Genomic DNA, 13,991 nt, shown 5'->3' with positions numbered 1-13,991 from the left:
CATCGATGGAGCGTCCCGCCTGGGCACCGCAAGGTATAGACATTTCGGTGCCAAGCGTGTCTCGAATGTACGACTTCTATCTGGGCGGATCGCACAATTTCGAGGTGGACCGGGAAGCCGCGCGCAAGGCCATGGAGTTCCTCCCGGGCCTTCCCAAGATCATGCAGGCCAATCGCGCCTTTATGCGCCGGACCGTCCGCTACGCCGTCGACATCGGCATCGACCAGTTCCTGGACATCGGTTCCGGCATACCGACCTTCGGCAACGTCCACGAGGTCGCCCAGGCCGCGAACCCCGGGGCCAAGGTGGCCTACGTCGACCACGACCCGGTCGCCGTCGCCCACAGCCAGGCCGTCCTGGAGGGCAACGACCGCGCGGTCATCGCCGCCGCCGACCTGCGCCGCCCCAAGGAGATCCTGGCGCACCCGGAGATCACCGGACTGCTCGACCTGGACCGTCCGGTGGCCCTGCTGCTGGTCGCGGTCCTCCACTTCGTGGAGGACGCCGACGACCCGCGCGCCGCGGTCGCCGAACTGCGCGAGTCACTGGCCCCCGGCAGTCTGATCGTCCTGACCCACGCCTCGTACGAGGGCATCCCGCTGCCCAAGGAGGAAGCGGCGGGCACGGTCGGCGTCTACAAGAACATCCGCAACCCGCTGATCATGCGCTCCCGCGAGGAGATCGGTCAGTTCTTCGAGGGCTACGAAATGGTCGAGCCGGGTCTCGTGTCGATGCCCGAATGGCGGCCCGACACCCCGCAGGCGCCGGAGCAGGAAGACCCGTACGCCTTCTCGGGCTTCGGCGGGGTTGGGCGCAAGGCGTGAGTATTCCCGCCCAGGCGTCCGGGGAACCGGACGCGGAACCTGACGGTCCGGAAGGCCGGCTCCGCAGATTCGCCAGAATCTGGAGCCGCGCCATCTTCCCCCTGACGGCCACCTCCCTCACCCGGCCGGAGTTCGAAGAGCATCTGCTGCCCCTGGCGCGCGAGCTGAACGGCATCCTGCACGCCCGGCCCTTCGACGCCTCGCCCGCCCAGCGGGTCGGTGCGGCCCTGATCGAGGCGCACTGCACCGATCCGGACGCCCTCAGCTCCACGCTCGGCGTCGTCGACTCCTACCTCGTGCTGTACTGCGGCGGCAACGGACCCGACACGTTGTCCACCGAGGACGGCCGGGCCCGCTGCGCACGGATCCAGCACACCCTCGCCGCCGGATTCACCGGGGCCCTGCGCGAGCGCACGCTCGCCGAGCAGGAGGCCATCGCCCGCTCGGCGCTGACCGCCCGCTCGGACGCGGAACAGGCCCTGCACGCGACGGAGGCCCGGTTCCGCGCGGTCTTCAAGGACGCCGCCATCGGCATCGGCGTCGCCGACCTGGACGGCAACATCCTGGAGATCAACGACACCCTCACCAAGATGTTCGGCGGTCTCGAGCACCACGTCCGCAGCCACAAGGTGAACGAGTGGGTCCACCCCGAGGACTCGCCGCAGGTGTGGAAGTACTACGACGAGCTGGTACGCGGCGAACGCGACCACTACCGGGTCGAGAAGGCGTACTACCGCAACGACGGCACCGTCCTGTGGACCAACCTCACCGTCTCGCTGCTGCGGGACTCCGAGGGCCGTCCCGAGTACCAGCTCGCGCTGATGGAGGACACCACCGAGCGGCGGCTGCTCAACCTGCGCCTGCGCTACGAGGCCACCCACGACGCGCTCACCGGACTGCCCAACAGGACCCTGTTCTTCGAGCGCCTGGAGAAGGCGCTCGCCGCCCAGGAGGGGATCCGCTTCGGCCTCTGCTACCTGGACCTCGACGGCTTCAAGGCCATCAACGACAGCCTCGGCCACGCCGCCGGCGACCGCCTCCTCGTCGAGGTCGCCGACCGGCTCCAGAGCTGCGCCACCGCGCCCGGCGAGATGGTCGCCCGGCTCGGCGGCGACGAGTTCGTCGCGCTGACCACGGGGCCGGACACCGCCGACGAGGTGGACGAGCTGGCCGGCCGCATCCTGAACGCTCTCGCCTCGCCCATCCGCCTGGACGGCCGTGAGCTGACCGTCCGCGGCTCGATCGGCGTCGTCGAGGGCCCCTCCGGGGAGCGCAGCGCCGCCGAGGTGCTGCGCAGCGCCGACATCACGATGTACCGGGCCAAGGCGGCGGGCGGCAACCGCTACCAGCTCGCCGACGCCGAGGCCGACGCGCGCGCCATCACCCGGCACGGGCTGACCACCGCGCTCCCGGCCGCCCTGGACCGGGGCGAGTTCTTCATCGAGTACCAGCCGCTCGTGCACCTGGGCGACGGCACGGTGCACGGCGCCGAGGCGCTCGTACGGTGGTGCCATCCGCAGCACGGGGTGCTCGGCCCCGACCGGTTCATTCCGCTCGCCGAGCACACCGGGCTCATCGTGCCGCTCGGGCGCTGGGTGCTGGAGGAGTCCGTACGGCAGGCGAACTTCTGGCAGGAGCGGCACAGCGACGGAGGTCCGCTGCGGATCAACGTCAACCTCTCGCCGACCCAGCTGCACCACCCCCGCCTCGTCGCCGAGACGGTCGACGTGCTGGAACGGTCCGGTCTCGAACCGGGAGCGCTCTGCCTGGAGGTGACCGAGTCCGCCCTGATCGGCGCCGACGACGATCTCCTCAAGCCGCTGCGGCAGCTCGCGGAGATGGGCGTCGACATCGCGCTCGACGACTTCGGCACGGGCTACTCGAACCTGGCGAACCTGCGCAGACTGCCGGTGAGCGTGCTCAAGCTGGACCGTTCCTTCACCCGGGGCATGCAGCAGCACCCGGCGGACCCGGTCGATCTGAAGATCGTCGAGGGCATCGTGTCGCTGGCCCACAGCCTGGAGCTGGCCGTCACGGTGGAGGGCGTGGAGACGGGCGCCCAGGCCGAGCAGCTGCGGCGGCTGGGCTGCGACACCGCCCAGGGCTGGTACTACGCCCGCCCCGGGGCTCCGGACCGCATCCACTCCCTGCTGCTGGCGGACGCGGTCTGAGCCGGCCCGGGGCGCGGAGGTCCTGCGCGCCCCGGACCGGTCAGCCGGCGACCGGGCGGTGCTTCAGCAGCATCCGCTGGAGCTCGCGCGCGGCCCGGGGCGGGGCCACGTCACTGCGGTGCGCCAGGGCGATCGTGCGCCGCAGCCCGGCGCCCGCCAGCGGAGTCCTCCGCAGGTCGTGGCCCGCCCGGGCGGCGGCCATGCTCGGCACCACGGCGATGCCGAGCCCCGCCCGTACGAAACCGAGCACCGCGTCCATCTCGCCGCCCTCGACGGTGAACGTGGGCTCGAAGCCCTCCGCCCGGCACGCGGCCAGGGTCAGCTCCCGCAGGTTGTACCCGTGCCGGAACATCACGAGCGGCGCCCCTTCCAGGTCCGCGATCCGGATCCGGCCGCGCCGCCCCGGGGGCGGCTCCGCCGCCGAGGACACCACCACCAGGTCCTCCCGCAGCAGCTCCACCGTGGTCAGCGCGGGGGAGGCGGCCGGCAGGGGCAGCACCACCAGGGCCAGATCGAGCGCTCCCCGCGCCAGCTGACGCACCAGGTCGTGCGAGCCGCCCTCCTCCAGCAGCAGCCGCACCCCCGGATGCCGGTCGTGGAAGGCGCGCAGCATGTCCGGCAGCAGCCCGGTGCACAGGCTCGGCGTCGCCCCCAGCCGCACCCGGCCGCTGCGCAGCGACACCAGCTCCTGGACCTCCTGCCGCGCCGTCTCCGCGTCCGCGAGAATCCGGCGGGCGAGCGGCAGCAGCGCCTCGCCCGCGTCGGTGAGGGTGATGTTGCCCCGGGCCCGGCTGAACAGATCGGCGCCCAACTCCGTCTCCAGCGCCCGAATCTGCTGGGAGAGCGAGGGCTGCGACACATGCACCGCCTCGGCGGCCCGGGTGAAGTGCCGGGCCTCGGCGACGGCCACGAAATAGGTGAGCTGCTGGAAGTGCATAAGCCGACGATAGCCTCCCTCGATAGCCGACGCCTATGGAGATCAGCCGGGCCATGTCTTGGACCGATCGGGCCTCTCGCCCCTACCGTCGTGTCCATGGCATTGGCAACGCGGACGGACCGACGGCCGTCGATGACGCGTACGCTCTGGGACTCGACCGTCGGCAAGAAGACGATCATGGCCGTGACCGGTCTGGTCATGCTCGGATATCTCGTCGCCCACATGGTGGGCAACCTGAAGATCTTCTTCGGACCCGGCGAGTTCGACGGGTACGCCCACTGGCTGCGCACCATGGGCGAACCGGTACTGCACTACGAGTGGGCGCTCTGGATCGTCCGGGTGGGACTGGTGGCCGCCGTCGTGCTGCACGGCGTCTCCGCGTACCAGCTGAGCCGGCGCGACATCAGGGCACGCCCGGCCAAGTACGTCCACAAGAAGCCCCGGTCGAGCTACGCCACCCGGACCATGCGCTGGGGCGGGATCATCCTCGCGCTCTTCATCGTCTGGCACATCCTCGACCTGACGACCGGCACCGTGCACACCAGCTTCGAGGCCGGGCACCCCTACCAGAACGTCATCGACACCTTCTCGACCTGGTACGGCAACGTCATCTACATCGTCGCCGTGCTCGCCATGGGCCTGCACGTCCAGCACGGCTTCTGGAGCGCCGCACAGACCCTGGGCGTCGGCAACGCGACCCGCGACCGCGTCCTGAAGACCCTCGCCAACCTCCTCGCGGCAGCGCTGACCGTGGGCTTCATCTCCGTACCCGTCGCCGTCATGACCGGAGTGGTGAGCTGACATGCCCGACTACACGCAGTACCGCACGGGTGAGCCCGTGACCGACACGAAGGCCCCCGACGGCCCCGTCGCCGAACGCTGGGACACCCGCCGCTTCCAAGCGAAACTCGTGAACCCCGCCAACCGGCGCAAACACACCGTCATCGTCGTCGGCACCGGTCTCGCCGGCGGAGCGGCCGGCGCCACACTCGCCGAGCAGGGCTACCACGTCGTCCAGTTCTGCTTCCAGGACTCGCCCCGGCGCGCCCACTCGGTGGCCGCGCAGGGCGGCATCAACGCCGCGAAGAACTACCGCAACGACGGCGACTCCATCCACCGGCTGTTCTACGACACGGTCAAGGGCGGCGACTTCCGCGCCCGGGAGTCCAACGTCCACCGGCTCGCCCAGATCTCCGTCGAGATCATCGACCAGTGCGTCGCCCAGGGCGTCCCCTTCGCCCGCGAGTACGGCGGTCTGCTCGACAACCGCTCCTTCGGCGGCGTCCAGGTCTCCCGTACGTTCTACGCGCGCGGCCAGACCGGACAGCAGCTCCTCCTCGGCGCGTACCAGGCGCTGTCCCGGCAGATCGCGTCGGGCGGCGTCGAACTCCACGCCCGCACCGAGATGCTGGACCTGATCGTGGTCGACGGCAAGGCGCGCGGCATCGTCGCCCGCGACCTGGTCACCGGGAAGATCGACACCTACTTCGCCGACGCGGTCGTCCTGGCCACCGGCGGCTACGGCAACGTCTTCTACCTGTCGACCAACGCCATGAACTCCAACGCCACCGCCGTCTGGCGGGCGCACCGGCGCGGCGCGTACTTCGCCAACCCCTGCTTCACCCAGATCCACCCCACCTGCATCCCGCGCACCGGCGATCACCAGTCCAAGCTCACGCTGATGAGCGAGTCGCTGCGCAACGACGGCCGCATCTGGGTCCCCAAGGCCAAGGGCGACGACCGCCCGGCCAACAAGATCCCCGAGGACGAGCGCGACTACTACCTGGAGCGGATCTACCCCGCCTTCGGGAACCTGGTGCCCCGCGACATCGCCTCCCGCGCCGCCAAGAACGTCTGCGACGAGGGGCGCGGCGTCGGCCCCGGCGGACAGGGCGTCTACCTGGACTTCGCCGAGGCCATCGGCCGGATGGGCCGCAAGGCCGTCGAAGCCAAGTACGGCAACCTCTTCGACATGTACCAGCGGATCACCGACGAGGACCCCTACACGGTCCCCATGCGGATCTACCCCGCCGTGCACTACACGATGGGCGGCCTCTGGGTCGACTACGACCTCTCCACCACCGTCCCCGGCCTCTTCGCCATCGGCGAGGCGAACTTCTCCGACCACGGGGCCAACCGGCTCGGGGCCTCCGCCCTGATGCAGGGCCTCGCCGACGGCTACTTCGTCCTGCCGTCCACGATCAACGACTACCTCGCCCGCCATCCGCACACCGACACCGTGGACGAGGCGCACCCCGCCGTCGCGGAGGCCGTCGCGGAGACCGAGGACCGGATCAACCTGCTGCTCTCGGTCGACGGCGACCGCACCCCCGACTCCTTCCACCGCGAGATCGGTGAACTCATGTGGGAGTACTGCGGGATGGCCCGCACCGAGGACGGTCTGCGCAAGGCGCTCGCGAGGATCCCGGAGATCCGCGAGGAGTTCTGGCGCCGCATCAAGGTCCCCGGCACCGGCGAACAGTTCAACCAGTCGCTGGAGAAGGCGAACCGCATCGTCGACTACCTGGAGCTCGCCGAGCTCATGTGCCTCGACGCCCTGCACCGCGCCGAATCCTGCGGCGGCCACTTCCGGGCGGAGTCCCAGACCCCGGACGGCGAGGCCGAGCGGCGCGACGAGGAGTTCTCCTACGCCGCCGCCTGGGAGTTCACCGCTACCGGCGGCGCCCCTGTCCTGCACAAGGAAGACCTCGTCTTCGAGTACGTCCACCCCACCCAGCGGAGCTACGCATGAAGCTCACCCTGCGCGTCTGGCGCCAGCGGAACGCCGAAGAGCCCGGCGCCATGGCCACCTACGAAGTCGACGGCATCTCCGCCGACATGTCGTTCCTGGAGATGCTCGACACCCTCAACGAGGAACTCACCCTCGCCGGGGACGAGCCCGTCGCCTTCGACCACGACTGCCGTGAGGGCATCTGCGGCGCGTGCAGCCTCGTCATCAACGGCGACGCCCACGGCCCGGAACGCACCACCACCTGCCAGCTCCACATGCGGTCCTTCGCCGACGGCGACACGATCGACATCGAGCCCTGGCGGGCGTCCGCCTTCCCGGTCATCAAGGACCTGGTCGTGGACCGCTCCTCGTTCGACCGGATCATCCAGTCCGGCGGCTACATCTCCGCCGCCACCGGCACCGCCCCGGACGCCCACGCCACCCCGGTGCCCAAGCCGGACGCCGACTTCGCCTTCGAGCACGCCGAGTGCATCGGCTGCGGAGCCTGCGTCGCCGCCTGCCCCAACGGCTCGGCGATGCTGTTCACCTCGGCGAAGGTCAACCACCTCAACGTCCTGCCGCAGGGCGCACCCGAACGCGAGACCCGCGTCCTGGACATGGTGGCCCAGATGGACGACGAGGGCTTCGGCGGCTGCACCCTGACCGGCGAGTGCGCCACCGCCTGCCCCAAGGGCATCCCGCTGCCCTCGATCGCCGCGATGAACAAGGAGTGGCTGCGGGCGACCCGCAAGGTCCGCCGCTGACCCCGAAGCCGATCGCGTACGGCCCCGGAGCCCCGAGCCCGGGGCCGTACGCGGTCAACCCGGCCCGGGACCGGGGTCCGTACGGGATCAGCGCCGCAGCGCCTTCGCCAGATACGGCGCCGTACGGCTCCCGGCCGCACCCGCCACCTCCGCCGGGGTGCCGGACGCGACGATCCGGCCGCCTCGGTCACCGCCCTCGGGCCCCAGGTCGATGACATGGTCCGCGCCCGCCACCACGGCCATGTCGTGCTCCACGACCACCACCGTGCTCCCGGCGTCGACCAGGGAGTGCAACTGCCGCATCAGCACCTCCACATCGGCCGGATGCAGTCCCGTCGTCGGCTCGTCCAGCAGATACAGCGTGTGCCCGCGCCGGGTGCGCTGGAGCTCCGCCGCCAGCTTGATGCGCTGCGCCTCACCGCCGGACAGCTCCGTGGCCGGCTGACCGAGCCGCAGATAGCCGAGACCCACGTCCAGCAGGGTGGTCAGCGCGCGCTCGGCGGCCGGCGTCCCGGCGAAGAAGGACGCCGCCGACTCCACGGTCAGATCCAGGACCTGGGCGATCGTCAGCCCGTTGAGGGTGACCTCCAGGGTCTCCGGGTTGTACCGCGCGCCGTGGCAGTCCGGGCAGGGCGCGTAGGTGCTCGGAAGGAACAACAGCTCCACCGAGACGAAGCCCTCGCCCTGGCACGTCTCGCACCGCCCGCCGCTCACGTTGAACGAGAACCGCCCCGCGCCGTACCCGCGCTCCCGCGCCGTCTCCGTCCGCGCGAACAGCTTCCGTACGGCGTCGAAGAGACCGGTGTACGTGGCCAGATTGGACCGGGGCGTACGGCCGATGGGCTTCTGGTCGACCTGGACGAGCCGGTCCACCGCCTCCAGACCGGTGGCCGCCGCGCAGTACCGCTCACCGGGACCGGGCTCATCGCCCGCCTGCCGGTCCGCCAGCACCCCGGCGAGCACCTGCCCGACCAGGGTCGACTTGCCCGAGCCGGACACCCCGGTCACCGCCGTGAACACGCCGAGCGGGAACGCCGCGTCCACGCCCCGCACATTGTGCCGCTCCACGCCGGTGAGCCGGATCCACCCGGACGGAGTGCGCGTCGCGCGCACCGGCGCGGTGTCCCGGGCGTCCTCGGTGAACAGGAAGCGGCGCGTCGCCGACTCCGGTACCCGGGCGAGCCCTTCGGGCGGCCCGCTGTGCAGCACCCGCCCGCCGTGCTCCCCGGCCAGCGGGCCCACGTCCACCAGCCAGTCCGCCCGCCGCACCACGTCCATCTGGTGCTCCACCACGAAGACCGAGTTCCCGGCCTCCTTCAGCCGGCCCAGCACCCCGAGCAGCGCCTCGGTGTCCGCCGGGTGCAGGCCGGCCGACGGCTCGTCCAGGACGTAGACGACGCCGAAGAGACCCGACCGCAACTGCGTGGCCAGCCGCAGCCGTTGCAGCTCGCCGGAGGACAGCGTCGGGGCCGTCCGGTCCAGGCTCAGATAGCCGAGCCCCAGCTCCGTCACCGTCCCGATCCGGGCCAGCAGATCGCCCGTCAGCACCCGGGCCGTCTCCTCGCCGCCCGCCCCGGCCCCGGACAGCACCTCGGCCAGTGCGGACAGCGGCAGCCCGGCCAGCTCCGCGATGGTCCGCCCGGCGAAGGTCACCGCCATCGCCTCCGGCCGCAGCCGGCTCCCGCCGCACACCGGGCACGGGGCACTGGTCAGGAAGCGCTCCGCCTTCGCCCGCAGGGCCCGGCTCCGGGTATCGGCGAAGGTGTGCAGCACATAGCGCCGCGCGCTCATGTACGTGCCCTGGTACGGGCGTTGGATCCGGCCCGCGTCCCGTACCGGATGCACCGTCACCACCGGCTGCTCGTCCGTGAACAGGATCCACTCCCGGTCCTTCGCGGGCAGCTCGCGCCACGGCCGGTCGACGTCGTGACCCAGCGCGTCCAGTACGTCCCGCAGGTTCTTGCCCTGCCACGCCCCCGGCCACGCGGCGATGGCCCCCTCCCGGATCGACAGCGAGGGATCCGGGACGAGCAGCTCCTCGTCCGTCCGGTGGATCCGGCCCAGCCCGTGGCACTCCGGGCACGCCCCGACGGCGGTGTTGGGGGAGAAGGAGTCGGAGTCCAGCCGCTCGGCCCCCGGCGGATAGTCCCCCGCACGGGAGAAGAGCATGCGCAGCGAGTTGGAGAGCGTCGTCACCGTCCCGACGGACGACCGGGCCCCCGGGGCGGAGCGCCGCTGCTCCAGCGAGACGGCGGGCGGCAGCCCGGTGATCTCCCCGACGGCGGGCGCGCCCACCTGGTGGATCAGCCGCCGGGCGTAGGGGGCCACGGACTCGAAGTAGCGGCGCTGGGCCTCCGCGTAGATGGTCCCGAAGGCGAGCGAGGACTTCCCGGACCCCGAGACGCCCGTGAACACGGTCAGGGTGTCGCGGGGGATGTCGACCCGGACGTTCTTGAGGTTGTGCTCGCGGGCTCCGCGCACGCGGACGTACGGATCGTGGGGGGAGTGCATGGGGCTCGGCTCCGTACGGGTGGGGTTCTGACGCCTGGTGGGACAAACAGTCCGATTCTAGGCGTCGGCGCCGGGGGCGGGCCCCCGGGACCGGCGGTGCGCCTCATGGCGTGCAGGCGCGGGAGACGGCCTCGGTGTCCCAGTAGAACGGCCGCACCTCGGTGATCCGGCCGTCCCGGACGGTGAGGGTCTGCAGGATGGGGAACGTCAGCTCCCGCCCGGTCGCCCGGGACACGGCGCGGACGATCGTGCGCACCACCGAGGTCTCCCCGGTGGCCAGGAAGTCCTGTTCCACCAGTGCGAACTCGGCCCAGGTGTCGCTCATCGCGCGGAAGAACCGCTCCATGCCGAGGTGCCCGCGCCAGACTCCCCCGTACGGGAGCCCCGCCGCCTGGTGCAGGACCACATCGGGTGCGAAGCAGGGAGCCAGGAGGCCGAAGGAGGCCGTACCCGGTCCGCCCGCCGCCAGATAGCGTGCTTCGGCCGTGTACAGGGCGGTGAGGACCGCCCGGGAGTCCGTCGTCGGAGAGTGGGTCATGCCTCCCAGCCTTCCCGTTCCTCAAGGTCGGGTCCGGCGGCTATCGGACGTCGAGGCTCCGCAGTGGAGACCGCCCGTCGGCCCGGTCCCGCGGGCGGGCGATCCGGGCGAGCCGCCGCAGCGAGTCCACCAGCCCCGCGCGGTCGTACGTGCTGGTGGTGACGAGCACCTCGTCCGCCCCGGTCTCCTCGATCGCCCGCTCCAGCTGACCGGCCACCTGGTCCTCGGTGCCGTGGACATGGCCGTCGAGCCCCCGCTCGTACAGCGTGCGTTCCTTGGCCGACATGGTGAGGGCCTCGATGCGCTCGGCCGGGGCCAGCGGCGGAAAGTCCCCGTGCGTACGGGAGTACGCCATGGCCCATGCCTCCGGTACGAGCAGCCGGCGGGCCGCCTCCTCGGTATCGGCGACGGCCACCGTGCCCGCGACGATCACCTCGGGCCGCTCGGCGCGGGCGGAGGGGCGGAAGTCGCGGCGGTAGACCTCGACGGCGCGCAGCACCTTCTCCCGGCCGCGCAGATCGCCGATGACGAGGGGGAGCCCGGCGGCAGCGGCGACCGACGCGCCCTCCCCGACCGCCAGGACGTACGCGGGGATGCGCAGGCCCTCCGCCGGATGGGCGTGCACTCCGGGGTGGGCCTGCTGGGTGCCGTCGATCCAGCCGAGCAGTTCGGTGACCCGTCCGGGGAAGTCCTCGGCGTCCTCCTTGCCGTGGCCGAGCGCCCGGCGGACGCCGTCGGTGAACCCCACGGAGCGGCCGAGCCCCATGTCGATCCGGCCGGGAAAGAGGGAGGCGAGCACCCCGAACTGCTCGGCGACGACCAGCGGCCGGTGGTTGGGCAGCATCACTCCGCCGGTGCCGACCCGGATGGTGGAGGTCGCGGCGGCGACGGCGGCGGCCAGCACCGTCGGCGCGGACCCCGCGACCCCCGGCACGCCGTGGTGCTCGGAGACCCAGAAGCGGTGGAAGCCGAGCGCCTCCGCCTCCCGGGCCAGGTCCACGGTGTCCCGCAGCGCCGAGGGGGCGTCGTGCCCCTCACGGGTGCGGGAACGGTCCAGGACGGAGAAGCGGGTCGAGGCGATCACAGAGCTCACGCTCTGTTCAACACCGCCGCTCCGCCAGGATTCCCGTGAGCACCGCCGCTCTCCCGGGATTCCCCGCGCGACGGCCGACGTCGGGGCCGCCGGGCTTTCTAAGCTGGGGGAGTGGACAACGACGCACGGCCGCTGGCCGTATTCGACCTGGACGGCACGCTCGCGGACACCGCCCACCGGCAGCACTTCCTGGAGGGCCCGAAGCGCGACTGGGCCGGCTTCTTCGCCGCCGCCGTGGACGACCCGCCGCTCGCGGAGGGCGTACGGATGGTGCTCGCGAGCGCCGAGGAGTGCGAGATCGTCTATCTGACCGGACGCCCCGAGCGGTGCCGTCGCGACACCGTGCGCTGGCTGGGCCGTCAGGGGCTGCCCGAGGGGACGCTGTTCATGCGGCGCAACGACGACCGGCGCCCCGCACGCCGGACGAAGCTGGACATCCTCCGGCGGCTGGGGCGGAAGGGTCAGGTGCGCATGCTCGTCGACGACGACGAGCTGGTCTGCGACGCGGCCCAGGTGGCCGGATTTACCGTGGTGCGGGCCCGCTGGGCCGACCCGTCGGAGGCGCTGAAGGACGCCCAGGAGCGCGAGGGGCGTACCTGATCAGGCGCTTTCGTCGAGGCGGAAGCCGACTTTCAGCCCGACCTGATAGTGCGCGATTCGGCCATCTTCGATATGGCCCCGAACTTGATTAATCTCGAACCAATCGAGATTGTGCAACGTTTCCGCCGCTCTTGCGACGCCGTTCCGGATCGCCGCGTCGATGCCCTCCTCGGAGGTTCCTACGATCTCGGTGACCCGATAGGTGTGGTTCCCCATGATTTGTCTCCTCTCCTGTGACCACGTTGCCCCAATCCGAGGTCTCCCGCGAGGGGGAGGGTGGGGCGCATCGGGACGGGCACCCGCCTTGACCTACTGAATGGTCCATACCAAAATTCAGCCAACCACCCGTGCGAGCGCCGCCCGCAATCCCCCCACACCGGGTCCCGATTTCGTTGTGCCGTTTCGCAGAAGGTGACCACGTGAAGAACCGCATACTGGCCGGAGCCATCGCGCTTGTCTCATCCGTCGCGCTCGGCGGATGCGGCTTCATACCGGGCTCGGGCAGCGGTGACCGCACGGTGACGGTCTGGCTGATGAAGGACAGCGTCTCGCCCGGCTTCCTGGACAAGTTCACCCGCTCGTACGAGGAGGAGAACCCCTCGATCGAGCTGGACTTCAAGATCCAGGAGTGGAGCGGCATCGGACCCAAGGTCCTCTCCGCGCTGGAGGGCGACGACGCCCCGGACGTGATCGAGGTCGGGAACACGCAGGTCGCGCAGTACGCGGAGAGCGGCGGGCTGCGCGATCTGACCCTCGAATCGATGCGCGACCTGGGCAGCGAGGACTGGCTGCCCGGCCTCGCCCAGCCCGGCAGCATCAACGGCGTGCAGTACGGCATCCCCTGGTACGCGGCCAACCGGGTGGTGATCTACAACAAGGAGATCTTCGAGGAGGCGGGCATCGACTCCGTCCCGAAGACGCGCGACGAGTGGATCGCCGCCACCGAGAAGCTCAACAGGGCGGGCAACCAGGGCATCTACCTGGCAGGTCAGAACTGGTACGTGCTCGCCGGCTTCATCTGGGACGAGGGCGGGGAGCTCGCCGACGAGAACGGCGGCGACTGGCAGGGCGCCCTGGACACTCCCCAGGCCCTGGCGGGCATGGAGTTCTACCAGGAGCTCCAGGCGCTCGGCGACGGCCCCACGGACGCCGACGAGGAGAAGCCTCCGCAGACCGACGTCTTCGCCAAGGGCGACGTCGCGCAGATCATCTCGACTCCGGGCAGTGCCGCGCTCATCGAGCAGAAGAATCCCGAACTCAAGGGAAAGCTCGGCTACTTCCCCATTCCCGGCAAGTCCTCGAAGGCCCCCGGCTCGGTGTTCACCGGCGGCTCCGACCTCATCGTCCCGAAGAAGGCCGACGAGCGCACCGCCGGCATCGCCGTCGTCAAGGCGCTGGCCAGCGAGAAGTGGCAGACGGAGCTCGCCCGGGGCATGAGCTACGTCCCCAACAAGCCGAGCCTCGCCCATGTCATCGAGGGCGACGAGGGCACTGCGGCGATGGCCGAAGGCGCCACCCGGGGCCGCGCCACCCCCAACTCGTCCCAGTGGGCGAGGGTCGAGGCGGAGAACCCGATCAAGCCCTACATGACGGCCGTGCTCGAGGGCGGCGACCCGGCCCGCGAGGCCAAGGCCGCGTCCGAGCGCATCACGGCCATACTCGCCGGCAGCGGCTGATCCCTCCCGGACGGCATCCGCGGGGACACGGCGTCCCTGGGGATTCAGCCGTCGCACATCCCCGCTCCCCACAACGGTCACGTCGAATCCAGCCGGTGACGGAAGAAGTAAGGGGCCGGACCGTCGCACCCCGCGACAGCCCGGCA

Annotated in this window: 12 protein-coding genes; 7 read left to right on the top strand and 5 right to left on the bottom strand. The window is 71.2% G+C overall.

Annotation, left to right across the window (positions count from 1 at the left end; genetic code table 11):
• Positions 1–5: 5 nt before the first annotated feature.
• Positions 6–824 carry an SAM-dependent methyltransferase gene (locus tag IE272_RS34915; RefSeq protein ID WP_050361869.1) on the top strand — a complete coding sequence of 273 codons (819 nt, stop codon included), beginning with the start codon at positions 6–8 and terminating at the stop codon, positions 822–824.
• The gene (locus IE272_RS34910; protein ID WP_050361868.1) at positions 821–2,995 is read left to right on the top strand and encodes a putative bifunctional diguanylate cyclase/phosphodiesterase; all 2,175 of its coding nucleotides are present in this window, start codon (positions 821–823) and stop codon (positions 2,993–2,995) included. Before IE272_RS34915 ends, IE272_RS34910 begins: the two co-directional genes overlap by 4 nt.
• Before the next feature lie 40 nt (positions 2,996–3,035).
• On the opposite strand, the gene IE272_RS34905 is transcribed toward IE272_RS34910, so the two are convergent.
• Positions 3,036–3,932, bottom strand: coding sequence for a LysR family transcriptional regulator (locus tag IE272_RS34905; protein WP_190009654.1), 897 nt, complete (start codon positions 3,930–3,932; stop codon positions 3,036–3,038).
• Between the two features lie 132 nt (positions 3,933–4,064).
• Here IE272_RS34905 and IE272_RS34900 point away from each other — a divergent pair, with 132 nt between their 5' ends.
• Genes IE272_RS34900 through IE272_RS34890 form a run of 3 tightly spaced genes read left to right on the top strand, consistent with a single transcriptional unit; the run spans position 4,065 to position 7,427 of the window.
• Positions 4,065–4,733 (top strand): succinate dehydrogenase, encoded by a 669-nt coding sequence (locus tag IE272_RS34900; RefSeq protein ID WP_056705186.1) that lies wholly within the window; start codon positions 4,065–4,067, stop codon positions 4,731–4,733.
• A gap of 1 nt (position 4,734) precedes the next feature.
• Positions 4,735–6,684, top strand: a complete 1,950-nt coding sequence (locus IE272_RS34895) for a fumarate reductase/succinate dehydrogenase flavoprotein subunit (protein ID WP_050361865.1) — start codon at positions 4,735–4,737, stop codon at positions 6,682–6,684.
• Positions 6,681–7,427 carry a succinate dehydrogenase/fumarate reductase iron-sulfur subunit gene (locus IE272_RS34890; protein WP_007451460.1) on the top strand — a complete coding sequence of 249 codons (747 nt, stop codon included), beginning with the start codon at positions 6,681–6,683 and terminating at the stop codon, positions 7,425–7,427. Before IE272_RS34895 ends, IE272_RS34890 begins: the two co-directional genes overlap by 4 nt.
• 87 nt (positions 7,428–7,514) lie before the next feature.
• Here IE272_RS34890 and uvrA read toward each other — a convergent pair whose 3' ends face one another.
• The 3 genes from uvrA to IE272_RS34875 form a co-directional block, all read right to left on the bottom strand.
• Positions 7,515–9,938 carry an excinuclease ABC subunit UvrA gene (gene uvrA / locus IE272_RS34885; protein WP_098891167.1) on the bottom strand — a complete coding sequence of 808 codons (2,424 nt, stop codon included), beginning with the start codon at positions 9,936–9,938 and terminating at the stop codon, positions 7,515–7,517.
• A gap of 103 nt (positions 9,939–10,041) precedes the next feature.
• Complete coding sequence (locus IE272_RS34880; protein WP_050361863.1) at positions 10,042–10,476, bottom strand: nuclear transport factor 2 family protein; 435 nt, start codon at positions 10,474–10,476, stop codon at positions 10,042–10,044.
• Positions 10,477–10,516: 40 nt separating this feature from the next.
• A complete protein-coding gene (locus tag IE272_RS34875) occupies positions 10,517–11,569 on the bottom strand; it encodes an LLM class flavin-dependent oxidoreductase (protein ID WP_056705185.1) in 1,053 nt (350 codons plus the stop codon).
• Between the two features lie 111 nt (positions 11,570–11,680).
• On the opposite strand from IE272_RS34875, the gene IE272_RS34870 reads away from it, so the two are divergent.
• Positions 11,681–12,169 carry a phosphatase domain-containing protein gene (locus IE272_RS34870; RefSeq protein WP_050361861.1) on the top strand — a complete coding sequence of 163 codons (489 nt, stop codon included), beginning with the start codon at positions 11,681–11,683 and terminating at the stop codon, positions 12,167–12,169.
• On the opposite strand, the gene IE272_RS34865 is transcribed toward IE272_RS34870, so the two are convergent.
• Positions 12,170–12,385, bottom strand: a complete 216-nt coding sequence (locus tag IE272_RS34865; RefSeq protein WP_007451468.1) for a dodecin — start codon at positions 12,383–12,385, stop codon at positions 12,170–12,172.
• A 203-nt stretch (positions 12,386–12,588) separates the two neighbouring features.
• Here IE272_RS34865 and IE272_RS34860 point away from each other — a divergent pair, with 203 nt between their 5' ends.
• A complete protein-coding gene (locus IE272_RS34860; protein ID WP_050361860.1) occupies positions 12,589–13,845 on the top strand; it encodes an extracellular solute-binding protein in 1,257 nt (418 codons plus the stop codon).
• Positions 13,846–13,991 lie beyond the last annotated feature (146 nt).

The organism is Streptomyces anulatus (assembly GCF_014650675.1).
GTDB lineage: Bacteria > Actinomycetota > Actinomycetes > Streptomycetales > Streptomycetaceae > Streptomyces > Streptomyces anulatus.
The sequence above is the reverse complement of the archived record's forward strand: the minus strand, read 5'-3'. Positions and strand labels throughout refer to the sequence as shown.

Coding starts and splice junctions, on each gene's coding strand:
- IE272_RS34865 (WP_007451468.1), bottom strand. CDS start 12,385: ATGGGGAACCACACCTATCGGGTCACCGAGATCGTAGGAACCTCCGAG.
- uvrA (WP_098891167.1), bottom strand. CDS start 9,938: ATGCACTCCCCCCACGATCCGTACGTCCGCGTGCGCGGAGCCCGCGAG.
- IE272_RS34890 (WP_007451460.1), top strand. CDS start 6,681: ATGAAGCTCACCCTGCGCGTCTGGCGCCAGCGGAACGCCGAAGAGCCC.
- IE272_RS34915 (WP_050361869.1), top strand. CDS start 6: ATGGAGCGTCCCGCCTGGGCACCGCAAGGTATAGACATTTCGGTGCCA.
- IE272_RS34900 (WP_056705186.1), top strand. CDS start 4,065: ATGACGCGTACGCTCTGGGACTCGACCGTCGGCAAGAAGACGATCATG.
- IE272_RS34895 (WP_050361865.1), top strand. CDS start 4,735: ATGCCCGACTACACGCAGTACCGCACGGGTGAGCCCGTGACCGACACG.
- IE272_RS34905 (WP_190009654.1), bottom strand. CDS start 3,932: ATGCACTTCCAGCAGCTCACCTATTTCGTGGCCGTCGCCGAGGCCCGG.
- IE272_RS34880 (WP_050361863.1), bottom strand. CDS start 10,476: ATGACCCACTCTCCGACGACGGACTCCCGGGCGGTCCTCACCGCCCTG.